Raw genomic sequence first — 15,505 nt, forward strand, 5'->3', positions numbered from 1 at the left:
CATGAGTAGGGTCAGGCACGTTGCGGGGCACAGCAATGATTCAGGCTACAACGCCGCGACGGCTTCCCCCAGCACCGGCGCCAGGCGCCGGACACCTTCTTCGATGGCGTCGGGAGGCACCGCGCTGTACGCGAGTCGAAGTTTGTTGGAGGGCTCATCGGAGTGCGTGAAGGCCGCCCCGGGAATGAAGACGACGCCGGCGTCGATGGCCTTCTGCAGCAGCGGATAGGTGTCGACGCCCTCGGGCAGGGTCACCCAGACGAAGAAACCGCCCTCGGGCCGCGTCCAGCTCAGCCCCTCCGGCATGTACTTGGCCAGGGCCGCGAGCATCGCCTCGCAGCGTTCCTGGTAGAGACCGCGGTAGGTGGCGATCTGGCCGCGCCAGTCGTAGTCCCGCAGGTACGCGGAGACCAGCATCTGGTTGAGGGTCGGCGGGCACAGGGTGACGGCCTCCGAGGCCAGGTAGTAGCGGCGCTGCAGATGCGCCGGGACCAGGGCCCAGCCGATCCGCAGGCCAGGGGCGAAGATCTTGGAGAAGGAACCCATGTAGATCACGTCGTCCGGGTTGCCGGCCCGCAACGGGGTCAGCGGGTTGCCGTCAAAGCGCAGCAGGCCGTAGGGGTTGTCCTCCAGCACCAGAATATTCGCATTACGGCATATATCCACGACCTGCTGCCGACGCTCGGCGGCCAGCGTGATACCGGAAGGGTTGTTGAAGCTTGGGATGGTGTAGAGGAACTTGATGTTTTTGCCCGCGGTCTGCAGGGCGGCGATCTTGGCTTGCAGGAGGTCCGGAACGATCCCGTCCTCGTCCATCGGCACGGTGCCCACCTCCACCTGGTACGCCTCGAACGTGTTGAGCGCTCCGACGTAGGTTGGATCCTCCACGAGCACGACGTCGCCCGGGTTGCAGAAGACCTTGGTGGCGACGTCCTGGGCGGACTGCGAGCCGGCCGTGATAACAACGTTTTCGGGCTTCGCGTCGAGGATGCCTTCGGCTGCCATGACCTCACAGATCTGCGTGCGGAGCTCCTCGGTGCCCTGCCCGCCGCCGTACTGCAGGGCGGTCAGGCCCTGCTCGGCGATGATTTTCGCGGCAGACTGGCCGAGGCGTTCCAGCGGGAGCGACTGCAGATAGGGGCTGCCCCCGGCCAGGGAAACCAGTCCGGGCCGCAGGGAGATGTCGAAGACGTCCCGGACGGCCGACTGCTTGATGTTTGCTGCGCGCTCCGAGAAAAGCCTCTCGTGGCGGTGGGCGGACGTAGCCGCTCGTTCGATTGCGTCAATTGCCTCGGCCGGAAGTAGCTCTGCGGCGGCATCAAGTGTTTCGTGGCTCACAGTCCTAGGATACAGGGCGTCGTTGCCAGTAGGAAAACTTTTGTTCACAAAGCTGCCCCGGACACGTCCGGATGCAGGACACCCCCGGCAGTGGGGACTGCCGGGGGTGTCGGTGTGCAGTGGGGACTACGCTGCTTCGGTGCCGCGGGCCTCTTCGAGGGCGGCGAACACGCCCTTGATCTGTTCCACGACCTCGGCGTCGTCCTTCGGGTGGGTCTCCGCGAAGCGGACCATCGAGCCGGGGACGGCGAGCTTGACGCCTTCCAGGACCCGGGCGCCGGCGATGCCGACGGCCTTGCGGGCTTCGTCCTGGGCCCAGACTCCGCCGTACTGGCCGAAGGCAGTGCCGACGACGGCGGTGGGCTTGCCACTGAGGGCGCCTGCGCCGAACGGGCGGGACAGCCAGTCGATGGCGTTCTTCAGCGGCGCGGGCACGGTGCCGTTGTACTCCGGGGTGACCAGCAGCAGGGTGTCCGCGTCGTTGGCGGCGGCACGCAGGGCGGCGGCGGCGGCGGGAACCTGGCCCTCGACGTCGATGTCCTCGTTGTAGAACGGGATGTTGCCGAGGCTCTCGTGAATGACGACATCCACCTGCTCCGGGGCGTGGAGCTGGATGGCCTCGGCGAGCTGGGCGTTGGTGGAGCCGGCGCGCAGGCTGCCGACCAGGGTGAGAACGGTGTTGGTGCTCATGTGAACTCCTTGTATCGCGCCGCGGAGGTTCCGGCGGCTGGATGGTCGCGGAGGCTTTGGGGGGCCTTCACCCATGCTAAACGGACTGTGGTCCGTTTAATATTCCCCGGCGCTACAATGGGCGCTGTGAGCTTAATCCCAATCCGCCCCGGCGCACACGCGGGCCCGGCTGACGGCCAGGGCGGCCTGACGTCCCGGCCCGCGGCCGAGTCCGAGCGCCGGGATGCCGCCCGCAACCGTGAGTTGCTACTCCGGGCCGCCCGCGAGCTCATCGACGAGTGCGGGGCGGACCGCCTCACGATGGCCACCCTCGCCCAGCGGGCAGGGGTGGGCAAGGGGACCGTGTTCCGCAGGTTCGGCAGCCGGGCGGGACTGATGATGACCCTGCTCAGTGACGCCGAGGCCCAGTTCCAGGGCAGGTTTATGTTCGGCCCGCCGCCGCTGGGCCCGGGCGCCCCGGCGCTCGAGCGGCTGGTGGCCTTCGGCGCCGAACGCATTGGCTGGGTGCTGGAATACGGCGAGCTCGCCCGCGCCGCGGACGTGTCGGCCTATAACCGCTTCGATGTGCCCGCCGCCGTCCTCTGGCACCGCCACCTGGAGTGGCTCTTGCGCCAGGCCGGGGTGACCGCCGACCCCTGGCTGATGGCGGGGGCCTTGAGCGTCACCCTCGAGCCGGAGCGCATCCTGCACTCCGTCCGGGTCCACGGCGTGGCGCCGGCCCGGCTGGTCGAGTCCTGGCGGGAGCTGGCCACCCGGGTGGTTAAAGGCGCGTAGGCTAGCCGATCGGATCCACGGCTGCCAAGTCAAATCAATTCAAATGAGTTATTCATAACGATCTGGTAGTGGGTATACCGTTTGGTCGCATTTCGCGCGGCGGCCCGCAATTTCTTTGTGATAGTTTCCTCTGGAATGTGACCCGCAACATAGTCCACAAGGACTGGCCGGAAGGCCTGCGGGGGGCCAGGCACCCGCTGGCCGTGATCCCGGATCGGCAGCGGAAACCCCCTGCCATATGGGGGGATAACGGAAGGATCCATGCTGTGAATCTCGTTAAGACCCGTGCGCGCGGCGCGGCGGAAAAGACCGCCCCGGCAGCGGCAGGCACGGTAAAGACACCGGCGATCCAGAACTAGTCGTCCCATGCTCCGATATCTCGCCAAACGTGCCCTCACGTACGTCTTTATGATCTTCCTGACCACCACCGCCGGGTACTTCCTGGCCGTGAACACCCTGCAGCCGGCGCTGCTGGAGCAGGAACGGATTCCGCGGCCCACCCCCGAACAGGTGGTCAATTCCTTCCGGCTCAAGGGACTGGACCCTGAGCTCAGCCCGTGGGAACGCTACGTCGACTGGCTCACGGCGATCGTTACCCGCTGGGACTGGGGACGCAGCCCCAACGGTGCGTTCATCAACGCCGAGTTCGGTGACCGCGTCTGGATCTCCACCCGGCTGTTCCTCGCCTCCATCATCCTGACCCTGATCATCGGCGTCGCACTGGGCGTGTACACGGCGGCCCGGCAGTACAAGGCCTCGGACCGGGTCATCACGTCCTACAGCTACCTCGTCCACATTGTCCCGGCGCCGATCGCCTACTTCCTGGTGCAGCTCGGTGCCATCAACGTCAACGAGACGGTCGGCGAACGCATCTTCTTCGTCACCGGCATTTCCACGCCAGGGATGGAGGGCAACGGCTGGGCACAGTTCATCGACATGCTGGCCCACTACGCCGTGCCCACCTTTGCGATCACGATCGTCGGGTGGGGAACCTACCAGATCGCGCAGCGCCAGTACCTGCTGGACAACGTCAACGCCGACTTTGTCCGCACCGCCCGCGCCAAGGGCCTGACCCGCAACCAGGCCATCAGCCGCCACGCGCTGCGGGTGTCCTTCATTCCGGTCGCGCAAAGCATCGCGTTCACCATCCCGGCCATCTTCGCCGGCGGTTTCTTCGCGGAGAAGATCTTCGCCTGGCACGGCGTCGGCTCCTGGAGTATCGACGCGATCGCGCTGCAGGACGTCAACGCCGCGACGGCGACCCTCGCCTACGGCTCCGTAATCTTCGCGATCGGTGCGATCCTCGCCGACTTCGCCACCACGCTGGTCGACCCGAGAGTGCGGGTGCAGTAACCATGACCAACCTCAATGCCATCGACCCCGCCGCGGTCGCCGACGAAGCAAAAATCGAGAACAACGACGTCGTCATCGCCAAGTCCTCGATCATCCTGCGCCGTTTCCTGCGCAACAAAACAGCCGTCGCCGGACTGGTGATCTTCCTGGCCCTGGCCCTGTTCTCCTTTGTCGGCGGCTTCTTCAACAGCTGGGACAAGGAGACGATCGACCCGTTTAACATCGGCATGCCGCCGTCGTCCGAGCACCTGCTCGGCACCTCCCAGGCCGGAATCGACCTCTACGCCCTGACCGTGGAGGGGACGCGGATCTCGATCCTGATCGGCCTCGTCGTGGGTCTCGTCTCGGTCCTGATCGCCGCCGTCTACGGCTGCACCATGGCCTACTTCGGTGGGAAGGTGGACAAGGTCATGCTGTTCATCCTCGAAGCGCTGATCATGATGCCTGCGCTGCTGGTGGTGGCCGTCGCGACGAGCGGCGGGGGCAACGGACTGCAGCAGACGCTGCCCAGCTGGCTCCTGCTGATCATCGTCCTGCTGGTCTTCAGCTGGATGGGCACTGCGCGCCTCATCCGCTCGCTCTCGATGTCCCTCATGACGCGCGACTTCGTCAAGGCGGCCCAGTACATGGGGATCCCGCCGCGGCGCATCGTCTGGCGGCACCTGGTCCCGAACATCGGCTCGCTGCTGGTCCTGGACATCACCCGCGGCGTCACCGGCGCCATCCTGGCCGAGGTGGCGTTCTCCTTCATCGGCATCGGCATCAAGGTCCCGGACGTCAGCCTGGGTGTGCTGATCGGCCAGGCCACTTCCCAGGTCTCCACCTTCCCGTGGATGTTCTGGGTCCCGCTGACCGTGATGTTCCTGCTCACCGGTTCACTCGCCATGATGAACGACGGCCTGCGTGACGCGTTCGATCCCAGCTCCAGCTCAGTAGGCAGCGCCAAGAAGAAAAAGAAGACGGTATGAGCCACGAAATGACCGCCAGCGGGTCCGCCGACCTCTCCACCGCCGAGCGCCTGCATGTCGCCGGGCTGCACCCCGCCAACCGGCACAACACGGATGCCGTGCTGTCCGTCCGCGACCTGAACGTCCGGTTCAACACGGAGAACGGGGTGGTGCACGCGGTCCGCGGCATCGACTTCGACCTGAGCGCCGGCAAGACGCTGGGCATCGTGGGCGAGTCGGGCTCGGGAAAGTCCGTCACCTCGATGGCCATCATGGGCCTGCTGCCCCCGACGGCGGAGGTCACCGGATCGGTCCGTCTCCAGGGCAAGGAACTGCTGGGACTCAGCGACAAGGCCATGTGCCAGTTCCGCGGCAACGACATCGCCATGGTTTTCCAGGACCCGCTGTCCTCGCTGACCCCGGTCTACACGGTCGGCACCCAGATCATCGAGGCGCTCACGGTCCACAACCCCACCATGAGCAGGCAGGCCAAGGAAGCGCGCGCCGTCGAACTGCTCGGCATGGTTGGCATCCCCAGCCCGAAGGACCGGCTGAAGGCCTTCCCGCACGAGTTCTCCGGCGGCATGCGCCAGCGCGTGATGATCGCCATCGCCATCGCCAACAACCCGCGTGTGCTGATCGCCGACGAACCGACGACGGCGCTGGATGTCACCATCCAGGCGCAGGTCCTCGAAGTGCTGCACACCGCGCAGGAGGAAACCGGCGCCGCCGTCGTGATGATCACCCACGACCTGGGCGTGGTGGCCGGCATGGCCGACGACATCATGGTGATGTACGCCGGCAAGCCGGTGGAGACCGGCAGTGTCGACGACATCTACTACAACCCGCGGATGCCCTACACGATCGGCCTGCTCGGCGCGGTGCCGCGCGTCGACGTGGCCGAGAAAACCTCCCTCGTGCCGATCGAGGGCATCCCGCCGAACCTCATCCACACCCCCACCGGCTGCTCCTTCGCTCCGCGCTGCCCGCTGGTGAGCGAGGCCTGCCTGCAGGGCGAGCCGGAGTTGTGGCCGGTCGCCGGCGGGAATGCGGGCGGCGACTCGGCGCACCGGGCGGCCTGCATCAAGACCGACTCCCTGGGGGAGGGCGTGGACGCCCGCGAGGTGTTCAAGGCACCCGCCGTGCCGGTGTCGCGCTTTGACGCGATCCCCCGGGCCGACCGCCACAGCGTGCTGGAACTCCGGGAGGTCAAGAAGCACTTCCCGCTGCTGAAGGGTGCCCTGATCAAACGCCGCATCGGCACCGTCAAGGCGGTGGACGGGCTGAGCTTCGACATCCGCGAGGGCGAGTGCTTCTCGATCGTCGGCGAATCCGGCTGCGGCAAAACCACCACCCTGCTGGAAATCATGGAGTTCCACAAGGACCAGGACGGCGAGGTGGTCATCGGCGGCCTGAGCAACAAGCAGGCCTCCGACGCGAAGACCAAGAGCGCCATGCGCAAGGAACTCCAGATGGTGTTCCAGGACCCCACCGGCGCCCTGGACCCGCGGTTCACCGTCTTCGAAGTGCTCGCCGAGCCGCTCGAGAACGCGGGCATGGCCAAACCCCAGATCCGGAAGCGGATCATGGAGCTGATGGAACTGGTAGGTCTCCAGCCGGACCACGTCAACCGGTTCCCGAACCAGTTCTCCGGCGGCCAGCGGCAGCGCATCGGCATTGCCCGGGCCCTCGCCGTGAACCCCAAGCTGGTGGTCCTCGACGAGCCGGTCTCCGCCCTCGACGTCTCCGTCCAGGCCGGCGTGATCAACCTACTGGATTCGCTCCGCGCGGAACTTGGGCTCAGCTACCTGATGGTGGCCCACGACCTGTCCGTGGTGCGGCACATCTCCAACCGCGTGGCCGTGATGTACCTGGGCAAGATCGTTGAGATCGGCGACGTCGACAGCGTCTTCGACAATCCGCGCCACCCCTACACCCGGGCACTGCTCTCCGCGATCCCGGTCCCGGACCCCGTCCTGGAACGCACCCGCGAACGCATCATTCTCCAAGGCGACCTGCCCTCGCCGCTGGAGGCGCCCAAGGGCTGCAACTTCGCGACACGCTGCCCGGTCTTCGCGGCCCTGCCGGCGGCGAAGCAGGAGAAGTGCCTGACCCTGGAGCCCGCGCTGGAAACGGCCAAGGCTCCTTCCCCGGCCGCTGCCGCGGCCCCCACAGACCAGCAATTCGCCTGTTTCTACCCGGACGGCGAACTGGACGCGGACATGCTCGTTGTCCACGAAACCACCTGATTTACGCACCCGCATCAACTCGCACCAAAATAAGAAAAAAGGGGAACACATGAAGAATCTGACCAAGATCGGCGGCGTTACCGCCGTCGTGGCAGCGCTTGCGCTCACCGCTTGCGGCGGTGGCGGCGGCGCGGCAAAGGGGCCCGAGGCCGCCAAGGGCCAGGAAGCCGGCAGCGACCTGGCCAAGCTCGTCAGCATCAACGCCAAGGACGCCAAGGACCTGCAGCCGGGCGGCACCGTCACCCTGCCGCTGGGCAACCTCGGGCCGGACTTCAACGGGTTCTCCAACAACGGCAACAGCGCGGACAACACCGCCCTGCACCGCCCGATCGACCAGGCCGGCACCTGGGGCTGCTGGAACTTCGACTTCGACGGCACCGCCTCGCCGAACAAGGATTTCTGCGAAGACGTCAAGAGCGAGGTCAAGGACGGCAAGCAGACCATCACCATCAAGGTGAACCCGAAGGCCACCTACAACGACGGCACGCCGATCGACGTCAAGACGTTCGAAAACACCTGGAACATGCTCAAGGGCACCAACAAGGACATCGACATCGTCAGCTCCGGCGCGTACGAGTTCGTTGACTCCGTCAAGGCCGGCTCCAGCGCCAAGGAAGTCATCGTCACCACCACCCAGCCGGTCTACCCGCTGGACTCCCTCTTCACCGGCTTTGTACACCCGGCCGTGAACACCCCGGCGATCTTCAACGACGGCTTCACCGGCGAGATGCACCCGGAGTGGATGGCCGGTCCGTTCAAGGTCGACAAGTACGACAGCGCCGCCAAGACGGTCACCCTCGCCCAGAACGACAAGTGGTGGGGCAACAAGCCGGTCCTGGAAAAGGTCGTCTTCCGCCAGCTGGAGAGCAGCGCCGCAATCGCCGCCTTCAAGAACGGTGAAATCGACGGTGTTTCCGCGAACACCATCACCCCGTACAAGCAGCTCGACGGCACCAAGAACTCCGAGATCCGCCGTGGCCAGCGCCTCTTCGCCGGTGGCCTGAACCTCAACGCGCAGAAGGCCCCGCTGACCGACGTCGCCATCCGCAAGGCGATCTTTTCCGCCGTCGACCGCCAGGCGCTGCGCAAGGTCCGCTTCAACGGCCTGAACTGGGAAGAAGAGAGCTCCGGCTCGATGATGCTCCTGCCGTTCTCCAAGTACTACCAGGACAACTACCCGGTCAAGGAATCCGGCGCCGACGCAGCCAAGAAGGTCCTGACCGACGCCGGCTACAAGGCCAACGCCGCAGGCATCATGGAAAAGGCCGGCGTTCCCGCCGCCTTCAAGATCAGCAACTTCGGTGACGACCCCACCACGCTGGCCTTCGCGCAGACCCTGCAGAACCAGCTCAAGGCAGCCGGCATGGACGTCGGCATCGACCAGCGCGCTTCCGCGGACTTCGGCAAGGTTGTGGGCAGCCGCGACTTCTTCCTGAGCATCTCCGGCTACACCGTTGGCTCGGACGCAACCGACGCCGTCAAGCAGTTCTACGACTCCAAGACCAACGCGAACAAGCTCGGCGACGCCGAGCTCGACGCTGCGATCCAGAAGCTCTCCACGATCCCGGACAACGCCGAGCGCAACAAGGCGGCCATGGACGTTGAGAAGAAGCACATGGAGAAGTACTTCTCCATGGGTGTTGTGATGAACGGCCCGCAGATCTCCTTCGTCCGCACCGGCCTGGCCAACTACGGCCCGTCCCTGTTCAAGAGCCTGTCCCAGGTTCCGGACTGGACCACCATCGGCTGGGAAAAGAAGTAACTCTCTCCTCCCTTCCGACGCTCCCTCAGCTATAGCGGCTTTTCGGGCGGCGCTCCCTCACTTCGTGGGGGAGCGTCGCCTGATTTGTTGTCAGAGCTGCGGGAGCGTCGTGCGGGGCCGGAGTAGCGTGGAACCATGCCCGCCGAGTCCGCAGCCCCCGTCCGCACCGCCCCCATCCGCACCGCCATCGCCGGCTTCGGCCTGTCCGGCAGCGTCTTCCACGCGCCGCTGATCGCGGCCAACCCGGCCTACTCGCTGGACGCCATTGCCACCTCCGACGCCGGCCGGAAGGCTGCCGCCACCGCAAGTCACCCCGCGGCCAGCATCGTCGACTCCCCGGCCGATCTCCTCGCCCGCGTCGGCGAGCTGGACCTGCTGGTGCTGGGGACCCCGCCGGCCACCCACTATCCGCTCGCCAAGGCGGCGCTGGAAGCCGGCCTCGACGTCGTCGTCGACAAGCCCTTCACGCTGCACAGCGCCGAGGGCGAGGAACTCATCAACCTCGCCGCGCGGCTGGGCCGCGTGCTGACCGTGTTCCAGAACCGGCGCTGGGACGGCGATTTCCTGACCGTCCGCGGCCTGCTCGAGCGCGGCCTCCTGGGCACCGTCACGCGCTTCGAATCACGCTTCGAACGCTGGTCCCCGCAGGTTACGAAGGCCTGGAAAGCCGCCGCCACGGCGGACGACGGCGGCGGGGTCCTGTTCGACCTCGGCACGCACCTGCTGGACCAGGCCGTGCAACTCTTTGGCCCCGCCGCCGTGACGCACGCGGAGCTGGCGGCCCGCCGGCCCGGGGAACGGGCGGACGACGACGTCTTTGTGGCCCTGCGGCACGATTCCGGGGCCACCAGCCACCTCTGGATGAACCTGCTCTGCGCCCAGCAGGGCCCGCGGTACCGCCTGCTGGCCAGCGACGGCGGCTTCACCAAGCACGGCGTCGACCCGCAGGAGCCTTATCTCGCCGCCGGCGGGAGCCCGCTCGACGCCGACTACGGCGTGGAGGACCGCGAATGGGCCGGCCAGCTGGGCCGCGACGGCCACCTGGACCGCCTGCCCACCGAACGCGGCGCCTACCCGGCGTTCTACCGGATCCTGGCGGACAAGATCACCGACGGCGGCGCCCCCTCGGCACTGCCCCTCCCCGTCGATCCGGAGGACGCCGTCGAGGTCCTGAAGCTGATCGAGCGGGTGCGGACCCTCGTCTGACCGGCTTTTCGCAGGCTCGTTTACCCTCAGGGCTTCACAACTGTAACTTGCGTCACTATGGTCGAAGCCGTGGGCCTTCACCAGTCTTGGTCGGGTGAACCCCGGAAGCGGCCTTCGGCAACGACGCCCTCGGCCGATTGGAGAGCGAACCCAGCGCAGCCGGCCGCTACCGTGTCCCGCTGCCCTGGCAGAAATGGAGCAGCACGATGCAAAAACTCAAAAGGCTCATTGCACCGCTGAGCACGGTAGGCCTTGCAGTGGGCTTGTTGGCCGGTGCAGCCAATCCTGCCGCCTCAGCGGAGACCGCGGCCGGCCCCATGCAGAACTACGTTGTTCTGTACACGGCCAACGGGGTCTCGGATGCCTCGCTGAAGTCGATCGCGGCCGCCGGCGGAACCGTAGTCCAGAGCTACCCGGAAATCGGCGTGGCGATCGTAAAGTCGGACCGCGCCGGCTTCGGCCCGGCCCTGAAGGCCCGTGACGGGTCGGTCCAGGGCGCGGCCTCCACGGCCGCCCTTGGGGTCGCCGCCGGCGAGGGCGCCGCGGAGGATGCCGACGCCCAGGCGCCCGTCGCTCCGGGAACCCCGGCCCCCGGAGGCGACAGCCTGTCGGGCCTGCAGTGGGACATGGACCAGATCCAGGCGCCCGCGGCCCGTGCCCTCAACGGCGGCAGCACGTCCGTGGTGGTCGGCGACATCGACACCGGCCTCGACTACACCCACCCGGACCTGGCCGCCAATGTCGACTTCGGCAAGAGCGTCTCCTGCGTCGGCGGGGTGCCCAACCAGTCCCCGTCCGCCTGGATGGACGACCATGGCCACGGCACGCACACCGCGGGCACCATCGCGGCCGCCAAGAACGGCATCGGCATGGTGGGAGTGGCGCCGAACGTGAAGATCGCCGGGATCAAGGCCAGCACCGCGGACGGCTTCTTCTACCCCGAGGCCATCGTCTGCTCCTTCATGTGGGCGGCCGCCAAGGGCATCCAGGTCACCAACAACAGCTACTTCGCGGATCCGTACCTCTTCAACTGCAAGAACGACCCCGAGCAGCGCGCCATCTGGGAGGCCGAACGCCGGGCCATCCGCTTCGCCCAGCAGAGCGGCACCACGGTGGTTGCCGCCCAGGGCAACTTCTCGGACGACCTTGCCCACCCCACGCGCGATGTCATGAGCCCGGACAACGCCGCGCCCGTCTCGCGTGAGATCACCAACGCCTGCGCCGTGGTGCCTGTGGAGGTTTCCGGGGTGATCGGTGTAACGGCCAACGGCAACAAGGGCTTCAAGTCCTACTACTCCAGCTACGGCGTGGGCAGCGCCGACGTCGTGGCTCCCGGCGGGGACCGCCGCCTGCAGGTGACCCCGGCGGCCGTCAACGGGCGTGTGCTGTCCACCTGGCCGTCGTCCAAGCCGTGCTCCGCAGCGCTCAAGGTGGTCGAGGCCAGTGCGGTGTACTGCTACCTGCAGGGCACCTCGATGGCCTCCCCGCACGTCGCAGGAATCGCGGCCCTGGTGGTCAGCAGCGGCGTCACCACCCCGGGCGCCGTGGCCGCGCGGATCAGCGGCACCGCCGACGGCATGGCCTGCCCGGACACCGCCATGTATGCCCCGTTCCCCTCGCAGTCCAACGGCGCACCGCAGGTCTGCCAGGGCGGCACGGGCGGCAACGGCTTCTACGGCAAGGGCCAGGTGAACGCCCTCCGCGCGATCGGGGGCTGACCGGGAATTAAACAGCAAGCGACTGTTCCAATGGAACAGTCGCTTGCTGTGTCCGGCTGGGCCGGGACCGGTAAGGCTTACGCGGAGACGAGCTCGTGCCAGTCGGCGACGAGGGGCAGGTTGTGCGCCTCGGAGACCGAACGGTGCGCCACCTTGCCGCCGGCGATGTTCAGGCCGGCGGCGAGGGCGGCGTCGCGCTCGAACGCGGCCTTGACGCCCAGGTTCGCCAGCGAGACCGCGTAGCGCAGGGTGACGTTGGTCAGCGCGTAGGTGGACGTGTTCGGCACGGCACCGGGCATGTTGGCCACGCAGTAGAAGATCGTGTTGTGGACCTTGTAGGTCGGCTCCTGGTGCGTGGTGGGGTGGGTGTCCTCGAAGCAGCCGCCCTGGTCCACCGCGATGTCCACCAGCACGGAGCCGGGCTTCATCCGGGACACGAGCTCGTTGGTGACCAGCTTGGGGGCCTTGGCGCCGGGGATCAGCACGGAACCGATCACGAGGTCGGCGTCGACGACGGACTTCTCGATCTCGTAGGCGTTGGACGCGACGGTCTTCAGGCGGCCCTGGTACTGGGCGTCCAGTTCGCGCAGGCGGTTGATGTTGATGTCCAGGATGGTGACGTCCGCACCGAGGCCCAGGGCCATCGCGGCGGCGTTGGTACCGGCCACGCCGGCGCCCAGGACAACCACCTTGGCCGGGCGGACACCCGGAACGCCGCCGAGCAGCACACCCTTGCCGCCGGCCGGAGCCATCAGCGAGGTGGCGCCGACCTGGACCGACAGTCGGCCGGCAACCTCGGACATCGGGGCCAGCAGCGGCAGCGAGCGGCCCTCCTGCACGGTCTCGTAGGCGATGGCCGTGACACCGGAGTTGATGAGCTGCTGGGTCAGTTCCGGCTCGGCCGCCAGGTGCAGGTAGGTGAAGAGGACCAGGCCCTTGCGGAAGCGGTGGTATTCGGCCTTGACCGGCTCCTTGACCTTCATGACCATGTCGGCGCGGGCCCACACGTCGTCGGCCTCGGTGACGATCTCGGCGCCGGCAATGGCGTATTCCTCGTCGGTGATGCCGGAGCCAAGGCCTGCGCCGCGCTCAACCAGCACGGTGTGGCCGTGGTGGCGGAATTCGTGCACCCCGGCGGCCGTGATGGCCACGCGGAATTCGTTGTTCTTGATTTCTTTGGGGACACCGATGATCATTTGTGGGCTCCGATGGTGGCGGCTTTGTGGGCCGGGATGTACGAGGGAAGTCGTGATTCCAGAATAGGACCGGCTGTGAGGCAGGCGACAGTGCCTCCGGAACCGTCCGCGGCGCCGCCCCCGTCATTCCGCGGTTCTGGAAAAAACTGGCTCGACATTTGTCGATTCCCGGAGCGTCAGGTGTCGCCTGCTGTTCGTCGCCGCGCCGCTCGTGGGCGGACCCGGCGGGGCAGTAAGGTGGCAGCATGCAGCAGCAGGACGTGGAGCAGCTCGTGGAGAGCGTGGCGCAGCGGCTGGGGCGCGGGCTCTCGCTCGAGGACCTCGACGGCGTCCTGCTCGCCTACAGCTCCAACCAGTCCCAGGCGGACCGGGTCCGGGTCAATTTCCTGCTCAGCAAGCGTGTTGCAGTGGACGTCAGCGCCTGGCAGCTCTCGCACGGGATCGCGACGGCGGTGCGCCCGGTGGTGGTGCCGGCCAACGAGGAACTGGGCATGCTGGGCCGCGTGTGCGTCCCGCTGCTGGTCCGCGGGTTCCGGGTGGGGTACCTCTGGGTCCAGCTCGACGCCGAGGAACCCACCGCAGGCGCCGTCCTGGCCCGGCTCCCGGAGGTGGCGCCCGAGCTCGAGCGGCTCTCGGCCCTGCTGCTGGACTCCAACACCGCCGAATCCGAGTTCCGCCGCCGCCGCGAACAGGAGTTCCTGGCCGCCTGCCGGGGCGAGGTGAACGCCGTCGCCGCCGTCGCGGGCTGGAAGGAAGTCCAGGGCCGCGGGCCGTGGCAGCTGGTGACCGTTCTCGACGCCGACGGCTGGGCCGAGGGATCGGACCCGATCGCCTCCACCCTGATCCACCGCTCCTCCGCGCTGCAGGCCACCATCGGGGTGGACGCCGCCCTCTTCAGCGCCGGGACCGAGACGCACGCCGTCGTCTTGTTCAGGGAGTCCTCCGGCCGCGCGGCCCACGCCCAGGTCCTGGTCCACTACCAGCTGGAACTGTCCAAGCGTGCCGGCCGCCCGGTCCGCCGTATCATCCTCGGCACCTCAGAAGGTTTCTCCCGGCCGCGCGAACTCGCCGAGGCCTACCGGCAGTCCCGCCAGGCCGCGCAGGCCGCGGCGGTCGATCCCCAGCTCGGCGAATTGGTGGACTGCCGGGCCACCGGCCTCTACCAGCTGCTGGCCTCGGCCGGCGGCGGCGCCGGCGCCTGGGCGGACGCAGGATCCGTCTACTTCAAAATTCTGGAGGACCACGACCGCAACGGGGAGCTGCTGCCGGTGCTGGAGCTCTTCTACGACAACGACAGCTCGGTCCAGGAAGTGGCGGCCAAGCTGCACCTGCACCGGAGCAGCGTTTACAACCGGCTGGGCCGGATCCGGCAGGTGCTCGGCGTCGATCCGCTCAAGGGGATGGTCCGGCTGGAACTGCATGCGGCGCTCAAGGCGCGGCGCTGGGCCGACCGGCCGAGGATCTGACGTGCCGGGTGCCTAGTGGTCGTCCCGGAGGGCGGGATCCTGCGCCGGCTCCCGCACTGTGTCTCGCGTTGCATCCCGCTGTGCCTCTCGCCTGCGGCGCGATATCCGGCTGTCGGTCCACAGGGCGACGGCGACGAACGCGACGCAGCTGGCCATAAAAGCCGCCGTGTAGTTCAGCCCCATCACGGTTCCGAGGATGCCGGTGAGCACCATGGCGGCGATGCCGGCCAGGATGTGCCACCCTCTGAACTTACCCACAATTCAAGCGTAACCCCGGCCTCTGCCGCGTTTCCGCGCGGGGCCGGGATCGTTGTTTGATCCTTATCACGCCGTCATGCAACATCCGCGCCGCCGTCATCTTTGCTCCCGGAAGAGTCCCCGCCGCCGGCCGGCTGGGCCGCCTTTTCCGCCGCCGTGTTCTTCTTTTGCGTCTCAAGCCACGCCATGATGTCGGCCAGCCGGATCCGCCGGTGCGTTCCGCGGTACTCCACCGGAATCTCGCCGCGGTCCGTCATGTTGCGCAGGTAGGTGTGCGAGATCCCCGCCAGCTCCGCGGCCTTCGAGGTGGTCAGCATCTCTTCCACGCTGCTGACCGTAACCGACTCGCCCCGGCTGAAGCGGCCCAGCAGGTCCACGACGGCGTCCCTCGCCGCCGGCGGTACACGGTGCACGGTGCCGTCGACGAACACGGTGATGTCGCTGCTGCCGTTGAGCGCGTACCGCAGTTTCTGTGCATCCTCGGCCGGGAGCCCGGCCGTCACCCGGGGCGCAATCAGTGTCATGGAGTGCATCCTAGCGCCCCGGGC

At 67.4% G+C, this 15,505-nt stretch carries 13 protein-coding genes; 8 read left to right on the forward strand and 5 right to left on the reverse strand.

What is annotated here, in order from left to right:
* Nucleotides 1-45: 45 nt before the first annotated feature.
* Together AC6I9V_RS08940 and AC6I9V_RS08945 are read right to left on the reverse strand one after the other, a co-directional pair.
* Nucleotides 46-1,338, reverse strand: coding sequence for an aminotransferase-like domain-containing protein (locus AC6I9V_RS08940; RefSeq protein ID WP_497899136.1), 1,293 nt, complete (start codon nucleotides 1,336-1,338; stop codon nucleotides 46-48).
* Nucleotides 1,339-1,464: 126 nt separating this feature from the next.
* Nucleotides 1,465-2,028, reverse strand: coding sequence for an NAD(P)H-dependent oxidoreductase (locus AC6I9V_RS08945; protein WP_497899137.1), 564 nt, complete (start codon nucleotides 2,026-2,028; stop codon nucleotides 1,465-1,467).
* Nucleotides 2,029-2,154: 126 nt separating this feature from the next.
* Between AC6I9V_RS08945 and AC6I9V_RS08950 the strand changes: the two genes are divergently transcribed.
* From AC6I9V_RS08950 to AC6I9V_RS08980, 7 genes are all read left to right on the forward strand, one after another.
* On the forward strand, nucleotides 2,155-2,802 hold the full coding sequence (locus AC6I9V_RS08950; protein ID WP_497899138.1) for a TetR/AcrR family transcriptional regulator: 648 nt from the start codon (nucleotides 2,155-2,157) through the stop codon (nucleotides 2,800-2,802).
* 366 nt (nucleotides 2,803-3,168) lie between these two features.
* A complete protein-coding gene (locus tag AC6I9V_RS08955; RefSeq protein WP_497899139.1) occupies nucleotides 3,169-4,155 on the forward strand; it encodes an ABC transporter permease in 987 nt (328 codons plus the stop codon).
* 2 nt (nucleotides 4,156-4,157) lie between these two features.
* Entirely contained in the window at nucleotides 4,158-5,123 is a 966-nt protein-coding gene (locus AC6I9V_RS08960; protein WP_349412786.1) for an ABC transporter permease, read from the forward strand.
* Nucleotides 5,120-7,351, forward strand: coding sequence for an ABC transporter ATP-binding protein (locus tag AC6I9V_RS08965; RefSeq protein WP_497899140.1), 2,232 nt, complete (start codon nucleotides 5,120-5,122; stop codon nucleotides 7,349-7,351). Before AC6I9V_RS08960 ends, AC6I9V_RS08965 begins: the two co-directional genes overlap by 4 nt.
* Nucleotides 7,352-7,400: 49 nt before the next feature.
* The gene (locus tag AC6I9V_RS08970; RefSeq protein ID WP_497899141.1) at nucleotides 7,401-9,113 is read left to right on the forward strand and encodes an ABC transporter family substrate-binding protein; all 1,713 of its coding nucleotides are present in this window, start codon (nucleotides 7,401-7,403) and stop codon (nucleotides 9,111-9,113) included.
* A 135-nt stretch (nucleotides 9,114-9,248) separates the two neighbouring features.
* Nucleotides 9,249-10,319 carry a Gfo/Idh/MocA family protein gene (locus AC6I9V_RS08975; RefSeq protein WP_497899142.1) on the forward strand — a complete coding sequence of 357 codons (1,071 nt, stop codon included), beginning with the start codon at nucleotides 9,249-9,251 and terminating at the stop codon, nucleotides 10,317-10,319.
* Nucleotides 10,320-10,525: 206 nt separating this feature from the next.
* Nucleotides 10,526-12,037, forward strand: coding sequence for a S8 family serine peptidase (locus AC6I9V_RS08980; RefSeq protein WP_497899143.1), 1,512 nt, complete (start codon nucleotides 10,526-10,528; stop codon nucleotides 12,035-12,037).
* Nucleotides 12,038-12,114: 77 nt separating this feature from the next.
* Here AC6I9V_RS08980 and ald read toward each other — a convergent pair whose 3' ends face one another.
* Nucleotides 12,115-13,233, reverse strand: a complete 1,119-nt coding sequence (gene ald, locus AC6I9V_RS08985) for an alanine dehydrogenase (RefSeq protein WP_497899144.1) — start codon at nucleotides 13,231-13,233, stop codon at nucleotides 12,115-12,117.
* Between the two features lie 245 nt (nucleotides 13,234-13,478).
* Here ald and AC6I9V_RS08990 point away from each other — a divergent pair, with 245 nt between their 5' ends.
* Complete coding sequence (locus tag AC6I9V_RS08990) at nucleotides 13,479-14,699, forward strand: PucR family transcriptional regulator (protein WP_497899145.1); 1,221 nt, start codon at nucleotides 13,479-13,481, stop codon at nucleotides 14,697-14,699.
* Between the two features lie 12 nt (nucleotides 14,700-14,711).
* On the opposite strand, the gene AC6I9V_RS08995 is transcribed toward AC6I9V_RS08990, so the two are convergent.
* Complete coding sequence (locus AC6I9V_RS08995) at nucleotides 14,712-14,957, reverse strand: hypothetical protein (protein WP_497899146.1); 246 nt, start codon at nucleotides 14,955-14,957, stop codon at nucleotides 14,712-14,714.
* A gap of 74 nt (nucleotides 14,958-15,031) precedes the next feature.
* Nucleotides 15,032-15,481, reverse strand: coding sequence for a helix-turn-helix domain-containing protein (locus AC6I9V_RS09000; RefSeq protein WP_349412794.1), 450 nt, complete (start codon nucleotides 15,479-15,481; stop codon nucleotides 15,032-15,034).
* Between the last annotated feature and the right edge of the window lie 24 nt (nucleotides 15,482-15,505).

The sequence above is a fragment of the Arthrobacter sp. SlRoot2-15 genome (genome assembly GCF_059739345.1).

Coding starts and splice junctions, on each gene's coding strand:
- AC6I9V_RS08945 (WP_497899137.1), bottom strand. CDS start 2,028: ATGAGCACCAACACCGTTCTCACCCTGGTCGGCAGCCTGCGCGCCGGC.
- AC6I9V_RS08955 (WP_497899139.1), top strand. CDS start 3,169: ATGCTCCGATATCTCGCCAAACGTGCCCTCACGTACGTCTTTATGATC.
- AC6I9V_RS08960 (WP_349412786.1), top strand. CDS start 4,158: ATGACCAACCTCAATGCCATCGACCCCGCCGCGGTCGCCGACGAAGCA.
- AC6I9V_RS08965 (WP_497899140.1), top strand. CDS start 5,120: ATGAGCCACGAAATGACCGCCAGCGGGTCCGCCGACCTCTCCACCGCC.
- AC6I9V_RS08970 (WP_497899141.1), top strand. CDS start 7,401: ATGAAGAATCTGACCAAGATCGGCGGCGTTACCGCCGTCGTGGCAGCG.
- AC6I9V_RS08975 (WP_497899142.1), top strand. CDS start 9,249: ATGCCCGCCGAGTCCGCAGCCCCCGTCCGCACCGCCCCCATCCGCACC.
- AC6I9V_RS08980 (WP_497899143.1), top strand. CDS start 10,526: ATGCAAAAACTCAAAAGGCTCATTGCACCGCTGAGCACGGTAGGCCTT.
- ald (WP_497899144.1), bottom strand. CDS start 13,233: ATGATCATCGGTGTCCCCAAAGAAATCAAGAACAACGAATTCCGCGTG.
- AC6I9V_RS08990 (WP_497899145.1), top strand. CDS start 13,479: ATGCAGCAGCAGGACGTGGAGCAGCTCGTGGAGAGCGTGGCGCAGCGG.
- AC6I9V_RS09000 (WP_349412794.1), bottom strand. CDS start 15,481: ATGACACTGATTGCGCCCCGGGTGACGGCCGGGCTCCCGGCCGAGGAT.